Origin of the sequence: Kitasatospora phosalacinea (genome assembly GCF_000716545.1) — a bacterium.
GTDB lineage: Bacteria > Actinomycetota > Actinomycetes > Streptomycetales > Streptomycetaceae > Kitasatospora > Kitasatospora phosalacinea.
The window spans coordinates 79,778-98,717 of record NZ_JNWZ01000033.1; the positions used below are offsets into that span (position 1 = coordinate 79,778).

General features: G+C 75.5%; 17 protein-coding genes and 1 pseudogene. 13 read left to right on the top strand and 5 right to left on the bottom strand.

Translation table 11 applies throughout. The annotated features are described in order from the left end of the window. Window positions 1-30 precede the first annotated feature (30 nt). Genes OO48_RS18175 through OO48_RS18185 form a run of 3 tightly spaced genes read left to right on the top strand, consistent with a single transcriptional unit; the run spans window position 31 to window position 3,139 of the window. A complete protein-coding gene (locus OO48_RS18175; protein WP_051732270.1) occupies window positions 31-879 on the top strand; it encodes a methyltransferase domain-containing protein in 849 nt (282 codons plus the stop codon). Continuing rightward, window positions 879-1,832: an alpha/beta hydrolase gene (locus OO48_RS18180; RefSeq protein WP_033217460.1), complete on the top strand. Its 954-nt coding sequence runs from the start codon at window positions 879-881 to the stop codon at window positions 1,830-1,832. The genes OO48_RS18175 and OO48_RS18180 overlap by 1 nt, the downstream gene beginning before the upstream one ends. Beyond that, a complete protein-coding gene (locus tag OO48_RS18185; RefSeq protein ID WP_033217461.1) occupies window positions 1,829-3,139 on the top strand; it encodes an aminotransferase-like domain-containing protein in 1,311 nt (436 codons plus the stop codon). Before OO48_RS18180 ends, OO48_RS18185 begins: the two co-directional genes overlap by 4 nt. Window positions 3,140-3,203: 64 nt before the next feature. Here the strand turns inward: OO48_RS18185 and OO48_RS18190 are convergent, their stop codons facing one another. The 3 genes from OO48_RS18190 to OO48_RS18200 all read right to left on the bottom strand — a co-directional run bounded on the left by OO48_RS18190 (window position 3,204) and on the right by OO48_RS18200 (window position 6,341). Beyond that, a complete protein-coding gene (locus tag OO48_RS18190; protein ID WP_033217463.1) occupies window positions 3,204-3,968 on the bottom strand; it encodes an ABC transporter permease in 765 nt (254 codons plus the stop codon). Between the two features lie 48 nt (window positions 3,969-4,016). Next, the gene (locus tag OO48_RS18195) at window positions 4,017-4,973 is read right to left on the bottom strand and encodes an ATP-binding cassette domain-containing protein (RefSeq protein WP_209439505.1); all 957 of its coding nucleotides are present in this window, start codon (window positions 4,971-4,973) and stop codon (window positions 4,017-4,019) included. 186 nt (window positions 4,974-5,159) lie between these two features. Then, a complete protein-coding gene (locus OO48_RS18200; RefSeq protein ID WP_051732271.1) occupies window positions 5,160-6,341 on the bottom strand; it encodes a glycosyltransferase in 1,182 nt (393 codons plus the stop codon). Window positions 6,342-6,544: 203 nt separating this feature from the next. On the opposite strand from OO48_RS18200, the gene OO48_RS18205 reads away from it, so the two are divergent. The 9 genes and pseudogenes from OO48_RS18205 (at window position 6,545) to OO48_RS18240 (ending at window position 15,088) form a co-directional block, all read left to right on the top strand. After that, a complete protein-coding gene (locus tag OO48_RS18205) occupies window positions 6,545-7,477 on the top strand; it encodes a 3-oxoacyl-[acyl-carrier-protein] synthase III C-terminal domain-containing protein (RefSeq protein WP_033217467.1) in 933 nt (310 codons plus the stop codon). 186 nt (window positions 7,478-7,663) lie between these two features. Beyond that, entirely contained in the window at window positions 7,664-7,981 is a 318-nt protein-coding gene (locus tag OO48_RS18210) for an acyl carrier protein (RefSeq protein WP_051732272.1), read from the top strand. 6 nt (window positions 7,982-7,987) lie between these two features. Next, window positions 7,988-8,869 (top strand): hypothetical protein, encoded by an 882-nt coding sequence (locus OO48_RS18215; protein ID WP_051732273.1) that lies wholly within the window; start codon window positions 7,988-7,990, stop codon window positions 8,867-8,869. Beyond that, a complete protein-coding gene (locus tag OO48_RS18220; protein WP_051732274.1) occupies window positions 8,866-9,594 on the top strand; it encodes a 4'-phosphopantetheinyl transferase family protein in 729 nt (242 codons plus the stop codon). The genes OO48_RS18215 and OO48_RS18220 overlap by 4 nt, the downstream gene beginning before the upstream one ends. A gap of 142 nt (window positions 9,595-9,736) precedes the next feature. Continuing rightward, a complete protein-coding gene (locus tag OO48_RS18225; RefSeq protein ID WP_033217469.1) occupies window positions 9,737-10,618 on the top strand; it encodes a class-II aminoacyl-tRNA synthetase family protein in 882 nt (293 codons plus the stop codon). Between the two features lie 4 nt (window positions 10,619-10,622). Then, a complete protein-coding gene (locus OO48_RS18230) occupies window positions 10,623-12,293 on the top strand; it encodes a condensation domain-containing protein (RefSeq protein ID WP_051732275.1) in 1,671 nt (556 codons plus the stop codon). Window positions 12,294-12,419: 126 nt separating this feature from the next. Next, window positions 12,420-13,505: a cation diffusion facilitator family transporter gene (locus OO48_RS18235; protein ID WP_081952203.1), complete on the top strand. Its 1,086-nt coding sequence runs from the start codon at window positions 12,420-12,422 to the stop codon at window positions 13,503-13,505. Window positions 13,506-13,738: 233 nt separating this feature from the next. Continuing rightward, window positions 13,739-13,990 (top strand): annotated as a pseudogene (locus tag OO48_RS39915) (DUF6193 family natural product biosynthesis protein); the annotation flags it as partial. Window positions 13,991-14,125: 135 nt separating this feature from the next. Then, entirely contained in the window at window positions 14,126-15,088 is a 963-nt protein-coding gene (locus OO48_RS18240) for a DUF5996 family protein (protein WP_033217556.1), read from the top strand. A gap of 178 nt (window positions 15,089-15,266) precedes the next feature. Here OO48_RS18240 and OO48_RS35750 read toward each other — a convergent pair whose 3' ends face one another. Together OO48_RS35750 and OO48_RS18255 are read right to left on the bottom strand one after the other, a co-directional pair. Next, complete coding sequence (locus tag OO48_RS35750; protein WP_063830702.1) at window positions 15,267-15,890, bottom strand: carbohydrate-binding module family 20 domain-containing protein; 624 nt, start codon at window positions 15,888-15,890, stop codon at window positions 15,267-15,269. A gap of 164 nt (window positions 15,891-16,054) precedes the next feature. After that, on the bottom strand, window positions 16,055-17,617 hold the full coding sequence (locus OO48_RS18255) for an ArnT family glycosyltransferase (RefSeq protein ID WP_081952205.1): 1,563 nt from the start codon (window positions 17,615-17,617) through the stop codon (window positions 16,055-16,057). Window positions 17,618-17,947: 330 nt separating this feature from the next. Between OO48_RS18255 and murQ the strand changes: the two genes are divergently transcribed. After that, on the top strand, window positions 17,948-18,940 hold the full coding sequence (gene murQ, locus OO48_RS18260) for an N-acetylmuramic acid 6-phosphate etherase (protein ID WP_081952206.1): 993 nt from the start codon (window positions 17,948-17,950) through the stop codon (window positions 18,938-18,940).

Below are 18,940 nucleotides of genomic sequence, written 5' to 3' on the forward strand. Positions count from 1 at the left end.
CCATGACGGAGCACCGACAAAGAGAACGGAATGACGTACGTGACGACCACCGAACCCACCGCCGCAACCCCCGCCGCAGAGCTGTTCGCGGACTGGGACTGGGAGGACCCCGACGGCCTGGAGACCCGCACCGACGCGTTCACCGAGGACCTCGCCCGGTGCGCCACGATCGAGCTCGTCCGCCCCGGAGTTCCGCACACGCACCGGGAGTTCCAGGAGCTCGGCGTCACCGGCATCGAGTTCGCCGCGTTCCGCACCCGCCACCCGCAGGGCCTCGGCACCGACCTGGTCGGCCTGCACACCGCCACCGAGGCCACCCGCCCCGGACCGGTCTACCGGATCGACGGCGGCAGCCTGTACACCAGCCTGGACATCACCCGGCCGCTCCCGTTCGCCGACCACAGCGTGGACTGGGTGTACGCCGAGCACCTGATCGAGCACGTCCCGCTCGGCACCGCCGTGTTCTGGCTCGCCGAGGTGCGCCGCGTCCTGCGCCCCGGCGGGCTGCTCCGCCTCACCACCCCGGACCTGGCCAAGTACGTCGCCGGCTACCTCGACGACGGCGAGCAGTTCTTCCGCCGCCACCGCCGCCGGCTGCGCACCATGCGGGTCGGCCCGCCGATGCCGGAGCGCCGGGCCTTCATGCTGAACCAGATCTTCTACCATTTCGGCCACCGCTGGATCTACGACGAGGCGGAACTGCGGTACGTTCTGGAGCGTGCCGGGTACGGTGGATCCACCGTCACCCGGCGGGAGTTCCAGACCGGTGCCCGGCCGGACGTCGCCGCCCTCGACACCGCCTTCCGCAAGGACGAGTCGATCTACCTGGAGGCCGTCGCCCCCGGCGCGGAGCCCGCCGTCCCCGGAGGACCGCACTGATGCCGTTGCACCCCCAGGCCGAGGCGATGCGCGCCCGCCGCGCCGCCGCCGGCACCCCGCCGCTGTACACCCGCACCCTCGCCGAGGCCCGCGCCGCCGACCTCGCCGACCTGCGGGCCGCCACCGGCGGCGGTGAAGAGGTCCACCACGTCGGGGAGTTCACCTTCGACGGCCCCGGCGGCCCGCTCACCCTGCGCCACTACCGGCCGAAACCCCGTGCGGAGGGCGACCGGCCGGGACCTGCCCTGCTCTACCTGTACGGCGGCGGCTGGGTGCTCGGTTCGCTGGAGACCGGCGACCCGGTCTGCCGGGCCCTGGCCAACGCCACCGGCGCCGACGTCCTCGCCGTCGGCTACCGGCACGCCCCCGAGCACCGCTTCCCCGCCGCCGTCCACGACTGCTGGGCCGCCCTCGACCGGATCGCCCACCACGCGGCGGAGTGGGGGATCGACCCGGCCCGGATAGCGGTCGGCGGCGACAGCGCGGGCGGCAACCTGGCCGCCGCGCTCACCCTGCTGGCCCGTGAGCGCGGCGGCCCGGCGATCCTGCACCAGCTGCTGGTCTACCCCAACACCGACCACCGCGTCCCCGAGGACGGCGAGGCCGACCCGGCGCTGTTCAACCGGCACTCGGTGGCCTGGTACTGGTCGCACTACCTGGCCGACCCGGCCGACGGCGCGGACCCGCTGGCCTCCCCGCTGCGGGCCCCCTCGCTGGCCGGGCTGCCCCCGGCCACCGTGATCACCGCCGAGTACGACCCGCTGCGCGAGGAGGGCGAGCAGTACGCGCGGGCCCTGCGCGCCGCGGGGGTGCCCGTCGAACTGCGCCGCTACGACGGCATGCCGCACGGCTTCTTCGCAATGCCCGGCGTGCTGGACGACGGCCGCGCCGCCCAACTCTTCGCCGCCGAACGGCTGGTGGCCGCCTACCTGGCCGCGGAGGACGAGCGGTGAGCCGGGTGCTGCACCTCGCCGACCTGCACGGCTCGCTGTCCGACCCGCTGCTGGACGCGATGACCTTCCTCAACGAGGTCACCGGCCGCTACCCCGAGGCGGTCTCCTTCGCCCCGGGCCGGCCGTACGAGGAGTTCTTCGACCCGGCCGACATCGCGAAGCACCTGGAGACCTACCTGCGGCATCTGCGCGAGGAGCGCGGCCTGACGGACGCCCGGGTCCGCCAGGAGGTGTTCCAGTACGGGCGCACCAAGGGCCTGATCGCCCCGCTGATCGCCCGCGCGCTGGCCGCCGACGAGGGCATCGACGCCGACCCCGAGGCGCTGGTGGTCACCGTCGGCGCCCAGGAGGGCATGCTGCTGGTGCTGCGCGCCCTGTGCGCCGGGCCCGACGACGTGCTGCTGGTCTCCGCGCCCTGCTACGTCGGCGTCACCGGCGCCGCCCGGCTGCTCGACCTCACCGTGCACCCCGTACCGGAGGCCGGGCCCGACGGCGGGCTCGACCCCGAGGCGCTGGCCGCCGCCGTCCGCGACCTGCGCGCCGCCGGGAAACGCCCCCGGGCCTGCTACGTCGTCCCCGACTTCGCCAACCCCAGCGGCGCCAGCATGGCCGAGCCGGCCCGCCGCCGACTGCTCGAAGTCGCCGAGGAGAGCGGCGTCCTGCTGATCGAGGACAACCCGTACGGCTTCTTCGGCCGCACCGCCGCCGCCCGCCCCACCCTCAAGGCGCTGGACGGCGACCGCGGCAACGTGGTCTACCTCGGCTCCTTCGCCAAGACCTGCTTCCCCGGCGCCCGGGTCGGCTACGTGATCGCCGACCAGCGGGTGGCGGGCGGGGCCGGCGCGGACGGCACCGGCCTGCTCGCCGACGAGCTCGCCAAGCTCAAGAGCATGACCACGGTGAACACCTCGGCGCTCAGCCAGGCCGTCATCGGCGGCATGCTGCTGGCCGGCGGCCTGCGCCTGCGGGACGCCAACGAGCCCGCCAGGCGCTTCTACGCCCGGAACATGGACACCCTGCTGGCGGAGCTGGAGACGGCCTTCCGGGACGTCCCCGGCGTCTCCTGGAACCACCCCGACGGCGGCTTCTTCGCCGTCGTCACGGTGCCGTTCCGGGCCGACGCGCAGGCCCTCGACGGCTGCGCCCGCAAGCACGGCGTGCTCTGGACGCCGATGGACGGCTTCCACCCCGGAGGCGGCGGGGAGCACCAGCTGCGGCTCTCCTGCTCGTACCTGACGCCGCAGCAGATCGCCGAAGGGGTACGGAGGCTGGCCGCGTTCGTCGCGGAGCAGCTCCCGGAGGGCTGATCCGGACAGCACCGAGCGGGGCCCGGCACTCCAGCCGCCGGGCCCCGCTCGGTCGTGCGCGCCGTCAGCGGATCCGCTGCGCGAACAGCCGGGCCGACCAGGCCACCGCGACGACCGTCAGCAGGGCGGTCAGCAGCAGGCCGCGCCACACCTCGGGCGCGTCCAGGTGCCCGGCGAACAGGGCGCGCATGCCCTCCACCGCCCAGTAGCAGGGGTTCCAGGACGCGGCGGTGCGCAGCCAGACCGGGGCCAGCGCGATCGGCAGCAGGGTGCCGGAGAGCAGCGCCAGCGGCTGCGCGATGGTGTTGACCACCGGGCCGAGCGCGGCGTCGGTGGGCACCAGCAGGGCCAGCCCGTAGGAGACCGAGGACGCCATCAGCGCCATCAGCGCCAGCATCGCCATCGCCAGCAGCAGGTCGGCCAGGCCCACGGTCAGGCCGAACGGGATCGCCAGCACGGCGATCAGCGCCGACTGGATCAGCAGCGCCGTGGTCTCCCGCAGCGCCCGGCCCAGCAGCAGGGCGACCCGGCTGACCGGCGTCACCCGGGAGCGCTCGATGACGCCCGCGTGCAGCTCGCCGAGCAGCGTGAACCCGGTGAACAGGCCGCCCATCAGGGCCAGCGCGGACAGCAGGCCGGGCACGTAGATCCGGTAGGCGTCGGCGGTGCTGTGCGCGCCGGACGCGGCCAGCGCGGAGGTCAGCAGCGGGGCGAACAGCAGCAGGTAGCACAGGGGTTGGAGCAGTCCGACGGCGATCCACACGGGGGAGCGGGCCATCAGGAGCAGTTGGCGCTGGTAGACCAGCCAGGTGTCGCGGGCGAGCTTCACGGGGACCTCGGGGGCGTCGGGGCTTCGGTGCCGGAAGAAGGGGGGGCGTCAGCCGCTGTGGACCAGCGCGCGGCCGGTCAGGGCCAGGAACACGTCGTCCAGGCTGGGGCGCTGCAACTGGACGTGCTCCGGCTCGATGCCGACGGCGGCCAGGGTGCGCAGCAGTTGCGGGATCGCGGTGGCCGCGGAGTCCACGTGCAGGCGCAGCCCGTCCTCGCCGGGCAGTGCCTCCAGGCGCTGGACGCACGGGAGTTCGGCGAGGGCGCGCTCGGCGCCGGTGGTCGCCTCCGGGCCGGGCAGGCCGATGGTGACGGAGTCGCCGGAGATCTCCTGCTTGAGCTCCTCGGGGGTGCCCTCGGTGACGATGCCGCCGTTGTCGACGATGCCGATCCGGTCGCACAGGGCGTCGGCCTCGTCCAGGTAGTGGGTGGTCAGCAGCACCGTCATGCCCTGCTCGCGCAGGCGGCGGACCTCGGCCCACACCTGGGAGCGGCTGCGCGGGTCGAGGCCGACGGTCGGCTCGTCCAGGAACAGCACCCTGGGCCGGTGGACGACGCCGAGCGCCAGGTCGAGGCGGCGGCGCTGGCCGCCCGAGTACGTCTTGCAGACCCGGTCGCCGAACTCGGTCAGGTCGAAGGCGGCCAGGCCCTGTTCGGCGCGCCGGACGGCCTCGGCCTTGCGGACGCCGTACATCCGGGCCTGGAGGACGAGCTCCTCGCGGGCGGTGGCCTGGTCGGTGGTGCCGCCGCCCTGGGCGACGTAGCCGATCCGGCGGCGGACCTCGCTGGGCTCGGCGCGCAGGTCGGCGCCGGCCACGGTGGCGGCGCCGCCGTCGGGGGCGAGCAGGGTGGCGAGCATGCGCAGCGTGGTGGTCTTGCCTGCGCCGTTCGGGCCGAGGAGGCCGTAGATCTCGCCCTCCGCGACGTTCAGGTCGATGCCGCGCACCGCGTCGACGGCGGCGGCGCCGCGGCGGGGCTGGAAGGACTTGCGCAGCCCCTTGGTCACGATCAACCCGGACTCCTGTGGTCGGTGGGTGCGGATGGGTGCTCGGGAAAGCTCGGGAAAGCTCGGGGGAGGTTCGAGGAAGGGGCGGGGAGGTTCGAGGAAGGGGGGCGGGGACGGGCGCCGGAGCAGACCCTAGGGCCCGACCCGGCCTCCCGACAATGGTCTGGACCAGACGGCGGGGCCGGTTCAGCGCGGTGCGCGCGCGAACCGCTCCAGCCGCTCGACGGCCGCCGCCGCGCCGCCGCCGTCCCGCAGTTGGCGCCCCAGCAGTTCGGCGGAGCGGCGGTGCGCGGGATCGTCGAGGACGGCGCGCAGCGCCGAACGCAGCCGCTCGGGCGGAGCGGTGGCGAAGTCGACCCGGACGGCCGCGCCCAGCGCGGCCAGCCGCCCGGCGGTCACCGGCTGGTCATGGCGGATCGGGGCGACCACCAACGGCCGCCCGTGGACGAGGGATTCACCGACGGTGTTCATCCCGCCGTGGCACAGTACGGCGTCCACCGCCCCGCGCTCAAGCAGTTCCAGCACCGGAACGCGCCCGCAGCCGATCGACCCCGGCGGCAGCCGCACCCCGCCCGGGGCCGCCACCACCGCCTGCACGTCCGGCAGTCCGGCCAGCGCGGCGGCCGTCCGCTCCAGGAAGCCGTCCGCCACCTCGGCGGACAGCGTGCCCATGGTGACCAGCACCCGGTGCGGCCGGTCCAGCAGCCGGTCCCACGGGAACGACTCGTACCGGTCGTCGAGCAGCGGCCCGACCAGCGCGTACTCGGCCGGGACGGCCCCCGGGTCCAGGCCGAGCAGCTCGGCGCAGCTCGGTGCGAGCACCAGCCCGGGGGAGAACCGCGGGTCGGCGTACTCGGCGGCGGGCAGCCCGGCCCGCTCCCACAGGCCGCGCAGCACCTCCTCCCGCCAGGCGGTCAACTCGCCGTCGCCGCCCAGCGGATCACCGATCTCCAGCGAGGACGGCGCGAAACTCGCCCACCGCACGCCCGCGCCGTGCGCGGCCAGCGCGCCCGCCGGACTGTGCTGGTCGACCAGCACCACGTCCGGCCGCCACTGCGCGACGGCCCGCCGCACCGCGCCCAGGGTGAACCTGGTGTGCGGCACCACGAAGCCCTCCCACAGCGAACGCACCGCCGCCGCCCCGCCCGCCGCCTGCTCCCGGAACAGCCGGGCCCCGGTCGGGTGCACCACCGCGTCCGGCCCGAGCAGCGGCCGCAGCGCCGGCTCCGGCCCCACCCAGGCCGCCTGGTGCCCGTGCGCGGCCCAGGCCCGGGCCAGCGCCCGGGCCGGCAGCAGGTGTCCGGCCAGCGGCGGCACCACGATCAGCAGGCGCAGCGGGGGAGCGGTGGTGGGGGCGGTCGCGGGCACGGAGGTCTCCTCGGGAGGGGGCGCGGGGGGATCGCGGGGTGCAACGGGGGCCGGCAGCGGCGGGGGTCCGGGCCGCACCGGCCGCGATCCGCACGAGTCGTGTGCGGACGAGGGAGAAGTGGTACAGACCACAGGGGGATATCGGGAAGGAAGCGCCGGAGATCCCTTGTGCGGGCCGGTGAGGCGACGGAATACTAGCCCGCGTGACCGCTCTGGAAGCAGTCGCCGTCCACCTGCCACCCCTCGCCGAACCGGTCGAACTGGTCGGAGAACGCCTGGGGCTGACGGAACGTCAGATTCGGCTCTTCCGCCGTTTCCACGGACTGGACCAGGTCAGGGTGGACCCCGACGGAGACCTGACCGATCTGCTCACCGCCGCAGCGAAGGCCCTGGCCCCGCTGCGCGGCAACGAACACCGGGTGAAGTACGTGCTGCACGCGCGCAGCCTGCCGATCGCGGTGCCCTACCCGCACAACCCGCTGCACGACGCGCTCGGCCGTCTGGGGCTGACGCACGCACGTGCCTTCACCATCACCCACCACGCCTGCGCCGGCTCCCTGCTGGCCCTGGACGTGGCCGGTCGGCTGCTGGCGGCAGAACCCGACCCCGGGGCGACGGCGCTGATCCTGGCGGGCGAGAAGACCTTCACCCGGGACGCCCGAATCGTCCCGGAGACCGCCCTGTTCGGCGAAGGGGCGGCCGCCTGCCTGGTGCGGGCCGGAGGCGAACACGACCGCGTGCTGTCCTACGCGGTCGACCAGCGCGGCGAGTTCGACGGGCGACTCGCCGACGATCCGGAACTCATGCTGCGCTACCAGCGCAGCTACCCGGAGCTGATGACGGCCGTGATGGAAGCGGCACTGGAGGAGGCCGGCGAGAGCTGGGACTCCATCCGGCTGCTGCTGCCGCACAACGTCAACCAGATCTCCTGGAAACGGATCTGCCGCCGGATCGGGTACCCGCCCGAGCGCGTGGTGCTGGACAACGTCCCGGCGGTGGGGCACAGCTTCGCCGCCGACATCCTGCTCAACCACCACACCGCCACCACCCGCGGCCTGCTCCGCCGCGGCGACCGCTACCTGGTCGCCGCGTCCGGGATCGGCGCGACCTTCGCCGCCATGGTGCTCCAGCACTGACGCCCACCGGCGTCCGGTGCCCGGGGCCCCGCACCGAAGCCGCGCCGCACCGAAGTCGCGCCGTGCCGAAGCCGCGCCGTGCCGAAGCCGCGCCGCGCCCGGCCGTGCACCCGGCCGCGCACCCGTCCAGTCCACCCGCCCGCACCCCGGCCGCCGCCGGGGCGCCGGCCAGATCAGGGGATCGCCATGACCGACTCCGCCCTGCCCGAAAACACCGCCGACACCACCATCGCCACCGTCGATCCCGAGCTGCGCGACCGCGCCCTGGACGGGATCCTGCTGCTGCTGCCCCAGGTGCTCAAGCGCGAGCTCCCCGAAATCGGCGAGAACGCCTGCCTGTTCGACGAGGTCGGCCTCACCTCCGCCGCCACCCTGGAACTCATCCTGGAACTGGAGGACCACCTCGACGTGCAGATCGACGTCGAGGGCATCGACCAGGACGACCTGCGCTCGGTCGGCACCCTCGCGGGCTTCGTCGCCGGACACGTCATCGCCGAGGACTGATCGACCGTGCGCGTCCGCGGACCGCTCCCCGCCACCACCCTGCCGCGCGCCGCCTCCCCGCTGCGCCTGACCGCCGCCCACGCCCTCGACCTGCCCGGCCGCTCCCCGCTCGCCGCCGACCCCGACCTGCGCACCTTCACCGCCGACCTGACCCGCCCGTACGGGGTCGAACTCGACGAGGAGGCGCTGGCCGGGGCCCGCGGGCAGTCGTACGCCGCGCTGGCCGGACGCGCCATCGACGCCCTGGTTGACCCGGCCCGCCCGGTCGACCTGCTGGTGCTGGTGTACGCCGTGCCCGACGTCCGCCCCGGACAGGCCGTCGCCCTGCACCTCGGCGAGTCCTGCCCGGGCGAACCGATGTCCTTCGCGATCTGCGACGAGGGCGCCGGCGCCGCGTTCAGCGCCCTGCGGATCGCCGACGCCTACGCGCGCACCGGCGGGGCGCCCCGGCGCGCCCTGCTGATCGCCGTCGAGCAGGCCGACCTGCACCACCGCCCGCACCGCCCCGCCCGGCTCCCGGACCGCCACTCCGCCGCCGCCCTGCTCTGGGAGGCGGAGCCGGAGGGCGGCCGTGCGCTCCAAGGAACGTGCAGCACAAGCGAAGTGACGGAACATCAGATCGGTGGTGCGCTCAAGGAGTTGTGCGCCGAACTGCCGGACGGGGCGGTGCTGCTGCTCGGCCCCGGGCTGGTCGGCGTCGAACCGCCGCCCGGCCCGGACACCAGGGCGGCCCGCCCCGGCAACCCGTACACCGGCGGCTGGGCCGCCCTCGCCGCCGCCCTCGCCGACCCCGCCCTCGCCGGACGGCCACTGGCGCTCGCCGACCTGGAGCCGGAGACCGGACGCCTCGACCTCGCCCACTGGGCGGCCGCGGGAGCCGGCCGATGACGGACATCTGGCTGATCCGCGCCGACCTGCTGCCGCCCGGCGCCCGCACCCTGCTCGACCGGGAGGAACTCGCCCGCGCCGACCGCCACCCCGACGGGCCGCAGCGCCGCCGCTTCATCGCCGCGCACGCCGCCGCCCGACTGCTCACCGCCGAGGCCGCCGGCCTGCCCCCGGAACGCGTCCGTTGGCGTCGCGGCCCGCACGGGCGGCCCGAACCCGACGGACTGCAAGGCGAGTTGAGCGTCAGCCTGAGCACCGCCGGGCCGTGGGCGCTGTTCGCCGTGCACCGCCGGGACGAGGACGGACCCGGCGGCGAGGGGGGCGGCATCGGGGTCGACTTGGAGCCCGTCCCCGCCGACCGGGCCGCCGCCCGGCTCGCCGCCCGCTACTACCCGGCGGGCGAAACCGCCCGGGACGCCGAGGAGTTCACCCGCCGCTGGACGCGCAAGGAGGCGTACACCAAGGCCCACGGCGGACGCCTCGCCGACGGGCTGCGCACCCACGCCGGACCGCCCGGCGACACCCCGGGCCCGCACCGGCTGCACGGCCCGCTTGGGCCGGGCACCGTCCACGACCTGCCCGCGCCCCCCGGCTACCGGGCCGCCGTCGCCCGCACCGGCACCCGGTCGCTGCGGCCGCGCCTGCGCCGCTACCCCGATCCGGACCTGCACCCGGACCCGCGCCCGACCGCGCACCCGGCCGCGCCCGCCACCCCGCGGACCTGAGCGCGCGCCCCGCCGCCCGGCGACGACCGCCGCGCCCCCGCCGCGCCCCCGTCGCACGTCCTCCCACCGCACGTCCGCCCACCGCACGTCCCCCTGCCGCGGCCCGCCGCCCGCCGGCCCCGACCCTGACTGAGGCCCCGCCATGAGCACCCGCCACCCCGACGACGCCACCCCGCTGCCCACCGCCGCGCCGGGCGTCCAACTCCAGCCCGCCGCCTACGAGAAGCTGCTGCGCGCGCTGAGCGACTCGATCGCCCGGCTGGCCGCCGACGAGCCCTTCGAACGGCTCGTCGTCCCGCCCGTGATCTCCCGCGCCACCATCGAACGGGCCGGCTACGTCGCCTCCTTCCCGCACCTGCTCGGCACCGTGCACAGCTACACCGGCAGCGCCGCCGAATGGCGCCGGCTCTCCCCGCTGATCGCCGAATCCGGCCCCTGGCACGCCCGCCAGGAACTCGCCGACCTGGTGCTGCTGCCCGCCGCCTGCTACCCCGTGTACGCCGGACTCGCCGGCCGGGACCTGGAGCGGCCCGTCCGCTACAGCGTCGAGGCCCAGTGCTTCCGGCAGGAGGCCACCGCCGAACCCGGCCGGCTGCGCAGCTTCACGATGGCCGAACTCGTCACCGCCGGCACCGCCGAGCACTGCCAGGACTGGCGCGAGCACTGGCTGCGCAGGACCGCCGACTGGCTGGAGGGCCTCGGGCTCAAGCCCGCCGTCGAACTCGCCGACGACCCGTTCTTCGGCGGCGGCCGCAAGCTCTACCAAGCCGCCCAGCGCGTACAGGAGTTGAAGTTCGAACTGCGCGTCCCGGTGGCCGACGGGCTGCCGCAGGCCATCGCCTCCGCCAACATCCACAAGGACCACTTCGGCGAGGTCTTCGACTTCACCGCCGACGGCGCGCCGGGCAACACCGCCTGCACCGCCTTCGGCCTCGACCGGATCGCCCTCGCCCTGCTGCACGCCCACGGCCCCCGCCCCGTCGACTGGCCCGAGCACATCGGCACCGCCCTGAACGGAGACTGACGACATGTCAGCCGCACCATCGCGAAGCAGCGAACCCGCCCGCACCCTCACCCTGCGCTACCGCGCCGAGGCGCCCGAAGCCGAGGGCCCGCTCACCCTCGGCCAGGACAACATGATCCGCTGCCTGCGCCACGACGAACCCTCGCACATGAACAAGCAGGCCACCTGGAGCGTCCCGCCCGGCGCCGCACTCCCGGCCTGCCTGGACGCGCTGCGCACCCTCGCCGAACGCCACGCCGCCCTGCGCACCGTCTTCCCCGGCCGGGCCGACCGCCAGCCCGAGCGCCAACGCGTGCGCGCCGAAGGCGAGTTCACCGTCCAGGTGATCCCGCTCGCGGACGGCGAGGACCCGGCCGCCCGGGCCGAGACCTACTGCTGGGAGGGGCGGCGGCCGGCCTTCGACCTGGCCGAGGAGTTCCCGCTCCGCTTCGCCCTGCTCACCCGGAACGGCGCACCCGTCCTGCTGGCCGTGGTCATCTGCCACGCCCAACTCGACGGCGTCGCCACCGGACTGCTGTTCCAGGAGTGGCTCGCGCTGGCCGCCGGCGGCACCCTGCCCGCGCCCGCCGCGCCCACCCCCGTCGAGGTCGCGCGGCAGGAGCGGTCCGCCTCCGGGCAGCGCCGCACCAAGGCCGCCCTGCGGCACTGGGAGCACATCCTCGCCGAGCAGCCCACCTCGGTGTTCGCCGACGACCGGATCGGCCCCAGCGACACCCTGCTGCCCACCCTGGGCGTCCGCTCCACCGCCGGCGCGGCCGCCCTGGAACGCGCGGCCGCCCGCACCGGTGCCTCCAACTCGGCCGTCCTGCTGGCCTGCTACGCCGTCCTGGCGGCCCACCGGGCGGCCCGCTCCACCGTGGTGATGGCCGCGCTCTCCGCCAACCGGCACCGCCCCGGCCTCGCCGAGCACATCGGCACCCTCGCCCAGGACGCCCTGCTCGCCGTCGACACCGACTGCCCCGACCTGGACACCCTGATCGGCCGCACCCAGGCCCACGCCCTGTCCGGCTACTGGCACGCCACCTTCGACGCCGAACGGATCTGGCAGCTCATCGAGGACGTCGCCGTCCGGCGCGGCGCCCGCTTCGCCCGGCACGTCGTCGTCAACGACCTCAGCGCCACCGTCCCCGCCGAGGCCGCCGCCGCCCGCCCGCTGCCGGCCGTCGAACCCGACCTCGCCTGGTACCCCGCCGAACCCACCCCCACCCGGCTGATGCTGAACATCTGGCGCACCGCCGGCTGCCTGGAGTTCACCCTGCACACCCACCCCGACGTCCTCGACCGCGAGGAGACCGAACTCTTCGCGCTCGCCCTGCTGCGCCTGCTCGACCTCGCCGGCAGCCGCAACGTCGCACTCGGCCCCGACGGGGAGATCGCCGCCCTCAGCGGCCTGCCCGCCGGCCGCCGCGAGAAGGCCCGCTGGCGGCAGGTCGGCAGCAACTGGGTCGACCTGGACGCCGTCGCCGACCTGCTGCGCACCGCCTTGCCCGCCACCCGCGACATCGAAGTCACCTGGGAAGACGGAGAGTTGAGAGCCGTGATCGACACCGGAACCGACCCCCTCACCCCCGAACAGGCACACGCCGCGGTGATGGCCGCCCTGCCCGGACACGACACCGCGATGGCCCCGCAGCGCTACGTCCTGCCGCACGGCACCGGCACCGGACGCGGCTGACCGCGCCTCCTCCGGGCACCGGACCGCCAAGCCCGGTGCCCGCCCGGCACCGCTCCACCCGCCCGGCACCGCTCCACCCGCCCGGCGGGGCGGTTGCGCGACCGGGCCCGGGGCACACGGCAGGGCATGACGAGGGACGAGGCGCACGGAGCGCGGACGGACGAGCCGAAGACCGACGGCACGGAGCAGGGCGGCCCGGAGCGGGGCGGGCCGGAGGGCGACGGCGAGACCAGGGGGACGGTCCTGGTCGCGCTGCTGGCCAACCTGGTGATCGCACTGGCGAAGATCGTGGGCGGCCTGATCGCGGGCTCGCCCGCACTGCTCTCCGAGGCGGCGCACTCGGTCGCCGACAGCCTCAACGAGGTGTTCCTGCTGGCCTCGCTGAGCCGCAGCCGCCGCCGGCCGGACGCCCGCCACCCCTTCGGCTACGGCAAGGAGCGGTTCTTCTGGTCGATGCTGGCCGCCGTCGGCATCTTCGTCACCGGCGGCTGCTTCTCCTTCTACCAGGGCCTGCACACCCTGCTGAACCCGCAGGCGGAGGAGACCGGCGACTACCTGGTCGTGTACCTGGTGCTGCTGGTGTCGCTGATCGCGGAAGGCGGCTCGCTGGCCAGGGCCACGCTGCAGGTGCGCCGACAGGCCCGGCAGGCCGGACGCGGCCTGTCGGCACAGCTGCGCCGGGGCGACGACCCCACGGTGCGGACGGTGTTCGCGGAGGACGCGGCGGCGGTCCTCGGCGTCCTGCTGGCCCTGGCGGGCGCCGGACTGCACCAGTGGACCGGCCGCCCCCAGTGGGAAGCGGCCGCGGCCCTGGCCATCGCGGCCCTGCTGATGTACGTCGCCTACCGGCTCGGCCGCGACGCCAAGGACCTCCTGGTCGGCCAGGCCGTCGACCCGGCCGTCCAGCAGAAGGCGCTCGACGTGCTCACCGAACGCCCCGAGGTCGACACCGTGACCCGGCTGCTGACCATGCGGCTCGGCCCCGGCTCCGCCCTGCTCGCCGCCCGGATCGACCTGGTCGACGGACTGGACAGCAACGGGGTCGAGGAGCTCTGCGTCCAGCTCAAGCAGCGGATCAGGTCGACCTGCCCCGACATCGACCAGGTCTTCCTCGACATCACCGCGGCCGACGAGGACGAGCGCCGCCGAGCCGCCGAGCGCCGCCGCAAGCTGCGCGAGACGGTCCGACAGGAGACGGCCGCCGGAAGCTGAACCCCCGCCCCGCGCCGGTCCGCCCGAGCCGGCGCGGGGCGGCCGGATCCTCACCGCACTCCGCGCCATGGCGCATCCCCCACTGCGAGACCCGGGCCGAACGGGACGCCACCGCGGCCGAGTTCGCCGCCGAACCGGCCCGACTCGCCGACCGGGCAGGCGTCGTGCTGTCCGCGCCCACCGAACTGGCCTGGTGCCGAGCCGACTTCGAAGGCCGGGCGCCCGAACCGAGGATGCCCGGCGACCCGCCCGAACCGGGGCCCGACCGGGCCCGCGTCTGGCGCCGGAGGGACGGCTCCGACCCCCACCTGACCCTGCGCCGGTACGGGGCGGCGCTCGCCGAACCCCGGCCGCGCCGCCTGCGGCCGGTCAGCAGCCACTGCAGCCTGTGGTTCTCCACCGTGCTCCGCTTCCCGTTCGAGAACGCCGGGACGGTCATCGGCCCGTACTCCGGCGGGACCCACCAGATCCGGAGCCTGCGGCGGGACGGAGTGGCCGTCGCGGCACCCGCCCGGAGCACCCGGCCCGACCGGCCGGGCGCGTCGTGCCCGGACGGTCCGCCGCGACCGGTGAGGATGGGCAGCGGCCCCCGACCACCTCCCCTCACGCCGGAGTGCACCATGGAGCTGTTCCCGCCCCTGCCCCTGGAGTCCTGGCGGGACACCAAGGAGACGCTGCACCGCTTCGCCCAGGTCATCGGCAAGATCCGGCTGGCCGGCAGCGCCCGCCGCAACCACTGGTGGAACGTCCCCTTCCACCTCACCGGCCGCGGCATCACCACCCGCCCCACCGGCCCCACCCGCGGCGGCGACGCCTTCACCATCGACTTCGACTTCACCGACCACCGCCTGTACGTGCGCACCCTCGACGGCGCCGAGGACTCCTTCCCGCTCGCCGGGCGCTCCGTCGGCGACTTCTACCGCGACACCCTGCGCGCCCTCGTCCACCTCGACATCGACGTCCTCCCCGAGCACCCCTACCCGTACGACCTGCCCGACGCCCACCGCCCCTTCGCCGACGACCACGAGCACCGCAGCTACGACCCGGCCGCCGTCACCACCTACTGGCACGTCCTGAGCCAGGTCGCCCTGCTGCTGGAGGAGTACGCCGCCGGGTACTCCGGCAAGACCAGCCCCGTCCACCACTTCTGGCACACCTTCGACCTCGCCGTCACCCGCTTCTCCGACCGCGAGACCGACCAGCCCGCCGCCGACCCCGTCACCCGCGAGGCCTACTCCCGCGAAGTCATCAGCGCCGGCTTCTGGTTCGGCGACGACAACGTCCCGGCCCCCGCGTTCTACTCCTACACCGCCCCCGAACCCGTCGGCCTCGACACCCGGCCGCTGCGCCCCGACGCCGCCCGCTGGAGTCCCGGCCGGGGCAGTCACCTGGCCCTGCTGATGTACGAGGACGTCCGCGCCGCCGACGACCCGTGGAACACCGCGCTGGAGTTCCTGGAATCCGCCTACCGGGCCGGCGCCGACCTGGCCGGCTGGGGACGCGAGCGCGAGTGCCCGGGCGGCATCACCGACAGCGAACTGCGCACCCTGCCGGGAGCCGACGGCCGGACGAGCGGGCGGTAGCCGCGCCCGGCCCGCCCGGCCCGTCCCGGCGCCGGGGGTCGCGCCGATCAGGTGGTCGGCCTCCTCCGCCGACGGGCCGGAGAGCACCCGCCCGCCGTGCGGCGAGCACCACCGCGGTGGCGAAGCCGGGGAACTCGTCGGCGCCCGGGACGAGCGGGGGCCTCCGTGCCGTTTCCCGTCAGCGCCAGGTGTCGTCGGCGGTGAAGGTGCCGGTGGCCGGGGTGAGGGCGGTGCGGTTGTCGCCGTCCTCCCAGACCACGGTGCCGTCGGGGTCCTTGATGAGGTACTTGTACTCGACGGGGGTGTCGGACGGCAGTTGCAGGTCGGCGGTCCAGGCCGGGTAGCTGCCGCTGTCCGTGGTCAGCGGGACGGCCTTCGCCGGGTCCCAGCCGCCGAGTTCGGCGAGGTTGCCCGCCAGGTAGAGGCCCTGCCCGTAGGCGGTGGTGGCGGTGGCGCGGAAGACCGCGGTCACGGGGGCGGGGGAGCAGGTCAGCAGGCCCGTCACGTAGTTCATGTCGGTGCCGTAGCCGGCGAAGGTGGCCCGGGCGCCGGGCGGGACGGTTCGGCACGGGGAGACCTGGCCGTCGGTGTACCGGACGCTGATGCCGACGGCGGCGGAGCAGTCGTTGGCGACCTCGGTGTAGCGCCAGCTCGAGTAGTACTGCACGCAGGTCGGCGGCGCGGTGCCTTCGGCGGCGGAGGCGGACGGCGCGGCGGCCAGCGGCGCCAGGAGGACGGCCGCCCCGGCGGCGGCGAGAGCGATCGGGCGCGGGACGCGGGTGCGGGAGGACGGATTCGTCATGCCCGCAGCTTGGAGAGCGGACGCCTTCTTGCGCAAACTCATGAAAACTTTTTCAGACAGCAGGATCGGGCGGCCCGGCGCCGACTCCCCAGCTCACCCCGCGCGCACGGACGCCCGCACCCCCGGGGCTCGGAAGACCGGTTGGCCGGAAAACGACTTCCCGCCTAGTAGAAGTGCCGCAACCGGGGCCACAGCCCGGACCACGGGGCGACCGTCCCCGCGCACAGCAGCACCGGCGCGTGCTGCTCCTCGTTGGCCAGGCGGTGGCCGTTGTCGACCTCGGCGACCTGCCGGCAGTCGGTGAAGGCCCGCTCGACCTCCGGGTACGGCGCCGGGTGGACCAGCACGACGGGGCCGGTCGCCGAGTCCGGCGGCGGGCCCCAGTCGTAGAAGGACATGTGGCCCGAGTACGCGGTCGGCAGGCCGTAGTCGGCGCCGTAGCGCGCCAGCGCCCCGGCCTCGCCGTAGTCGGTGGCGAACACCACCGCCCGCCCGCGCTGCTCCGGCGGGACGGCCGCCCAGCCCGCCGCGACCGCCGCCGTCAACTCCGGCCAGCCCACCTGCTCGGCGGACTCCGGGTAGAGCGCCGACACCACCGACAGCTGCCGGGGCGCCAGCACGGGCAGCGTGATCAGCGAGTTGACCGCCCCGGCCACCAGCAGCAGCCCCACCAGGCGCACCCTGGTCCGCCGCGTACCGCCCCCGTCCTCCCCCCGCTCCCACAGCTGCGCCGCGACCGGTCGGCAGCCGGCGGCCAGCACCAGCAGCAGCGGCGGCAGCGCGTAGTACGGCTTGCCGCCGAGCACCAGCACCAGCGCGCACAGCACCAGGTACGCGTGGCCCAACGGCCGCGCCCAGGACACCCGTCGGTCGTCGCGCAGCCGGCGGAACCCGGCCAGCCAGACCGGGATCAGCACGGGGGAGAGGTAGACCAGCTGCATCGGTACGAAGGTCAGCCGGTTGGTCAGGCCGTCCTGGTCGCTGATGCCCGAGGCGACGGTGAGCTGCGGCCAGCCGTGCGCCGCCTGCCAGTACAGGTTCGGCGCCGCCACCAGCAGTGCCAGCAGCGCGCCCGCCGGCAGCCACCAGCCGCGCAGCACCGCCCGCGCGCCGGGCCCGCCGCAGGCGACGGCCGGCAGCAGCGAGGCGGCCAGCAGCAGCACCAGGTCCTTGTTCAGCAGGGCGATCCCGGTCACCGCCCCGATCGCGAGCCACCAGCGCCGCTCCCCGGTGCGCAGCAGGCGCAGCACCAGCACGCCGAGCACCGTCCAGACGAACAGGTCGAAGCTCGCCGTGCTCAGCACGTGCCCGAGCGCCAGCACCATCGCCGAGACCGCCGCCCCGGCCGCCGCCAGCACCTGCCCGGCCCGCCCGGCACCCAACTCCCGTGCGGCGAAGGCGATCAGCACGACCGTCGCGGCGCACAGCAGCACCACGACCGCCCGCAGCCCCGCCGGGCCGTCCCCGAACGCCGCCGTGGACAGCCGCGCCAACAGCGGTGTCAGCGGCGGCTGGTCGACGTACCCCCACGCCAAGTGCCGCCCGGCGGCCATGAAGTACAACTCGTCCCGGTGGAACCCGTACCGCCCCGCCAGCCCCGCCTGCAGCACCCCGAACGCGGCCGCCACCCCGAGCACCGGGCCGACCGCGAAGCGGGCCAAGCCGGTCGCGGATCCGGAGCGCGGTTCGGTGCCGCCGGCGACGGACGCTCTCCCCCCTGTGTCCATGCACCGAGTCTGGCAGGGCGTCCCCTCCGGGCCCACCCGCCGGAACCCGGAAACCGACCCGGGGACGACCCCGAGAACGCCCCCGGGAGAACCCCGATGATCCACCGCACCGGCCGCACACCCGGCCGGACCGCACGCCGGCGAACAACACCCGTTCCACCGGGAACCGGCCGGGCGGTCGGCATCCACCCGGGCCCGGACCGCCGCCACCCGCAGTGGTGGTCCCCGCGCCCCTGACCGACCCCGCCGACGGCGCGCCCTGAGCGCCCCGCTGGGCCGCCCCGCGCCCGGCCTGCCGATGCCCCGGCCGGTGCCCCTAGGGTGGACGGCATGGCACCGACCCCGCGCGACCGGCAGGAAGACCGGCAAGAAGACCGGCAGGAAGACCGGCAGGCCCCGGACGGCCGAGCCCCGGACGGCCTGGCCCTGGGCGTCCTGGCCACCGAGGGGCGGCGGGAGGGCGGCGCGGAGATCGACCTGCTGCCGACGGCGGAACTCGCCCGGCTGATGAACGCCGAGGACCGCACGGTGCCGGAGGCCGTGGGCGCGGCGGTGCCGGCGATCGCGGCGGCGGTGGACGCCATCGCCGAACGGATGCGCGGCGGCGGCCGGCTGGTGTACGCCGGGGCGGGGACGGCCGGGCGGCTCGGGGTGCTGGACGCCGGCGAGTGCCCGCCGACCTTCGGCACCGAACCCGGCCGGGTGGTCGGGCTGATCGCGGGCGGCCCCGCCGCGCTCACCTCCGCCGTGGAGGACGCCGAGGACGACCGGGCGGCCGCCGTCGCCGACCTGGACGCGCTCGCCCTGACCGCCGCCGACACCGTGATCGGCGTCTCCGCCTCCGGCCGCACCCCGTACGCGCTGGCCGCCGTCGAGCACGCCCGGACGCTCGGGGCGCTGACCGTCGCGCTGGCGGGCAACCCGGGCTCCCCGCTCGGGGACGCCGCCGAGCACCGGATCGAGATCACCACCGGGCCCGAACTGCTGGCCGGGTCCACCAGGTTGAAGGCCGGGACGGCACAGAAACTGGTGCTCAACATGGTCTCGACGCTGGTGATGATCCGGCTCGGCCGGACCTACGGGGACCTGATGGTCGACGTCCGCGCGACCAACGACAAGCTGCGCGCCCGCTCCCGCCGGATCGTCGCCCTCGCCACCGAGGCCGAACCCGCCGACGCGGACGCCGCGTTGGCTGCCACCGGCGGCCGGGTCAAGGACGCGATCCTGCTGCTGCTCACCGGCGTGGACGCCGCCGCGGCCGCCGAACTGCTGGCGCGCAACGGCGGCGTCCTGCGCAACGCCCTGCGGGAAGCCCTGGGTTGA

Excerpts from the sequence above, each read along its gene's own strand:
- OO48_RS18175 (WP_051732270.1), top strand. The coding sequence starts at position 31 with ATGACGTACGTGACGACCACCGAACCCACCGCCGCAACCCCCGCCGCA.
- OO48_RS18180 (WP_033217460.1), top strand. The coding sequence starts at position 879 with ATGCCGTTGCACCCCCAGGCCGAGGCGATGCGCGCCCGCCGCGCCGCC.
- OO48_RS18210 (WP_051732272.1), top strand. The coding sequence starts at position 7,664 with ATGACCGACTCCGCCCTGCCCGAAAACACCGCCGACACCACCATCGCC.
- OO48_RS18220 (WP_051732274.1), top strand. The coding sequence starts at position 8,866 with ATGACGGACATCTGGCTGATCCGCGCCGACCTGCTGCCGCCCGGCGCC.
- OO48_RS18225 (WP_033217469.1), top strand. The coding sequence starts at position 9,737 with ATGAGCACCCGCCACCCCGACGACGCCACCCCGCTGCCCACCGCCGCG.
- OO48_RS18230 (WP_051732275.1), top strand. The coding sequence starts at position 10,623 with ATGTCAGCCGCACCATCGCGAAGCAGCGAACCCGCCCGCACCCTCACC.
- OO48_RS18235 (WP_081952203.1), top strand. The coding sequence starts at position 12,420 with ATGACGAGGGACGAGGCGCACGGAGCGCGGACGGACGAGCCGAAGACC.
- OO48_RS18240 (WP_033217556.1), top strand. The coding sequence starts at position 14,126 with ATGGAGCTGTTCCCGCCCCTGCCCCTGGAGTCCTGGCGGGACACCAAG.
- OO48_RS35750 (WP_063830702.1), bottom strand. The coding sequence starts at position 15,890 with ATGACGAATCCGTCCTCCCGCACCCGCGTCCCGCGCCCGATCGCTCTC.
- OO48_RS18255 (WP_081952205.1), bottom strand. The coding sequence starts at position 17,617 with ATGGACACAGGGGGGAGAGCGTCCGTCGCCGGCGGCACCGAACCGCGC.
- murQ (WP_081952206.1), top strand. The coding sequence starts at position 17,948 with ATGGCACCGACCCCGCGCGACCGGCAGGAAGACCGGCAAGAAGACCGG.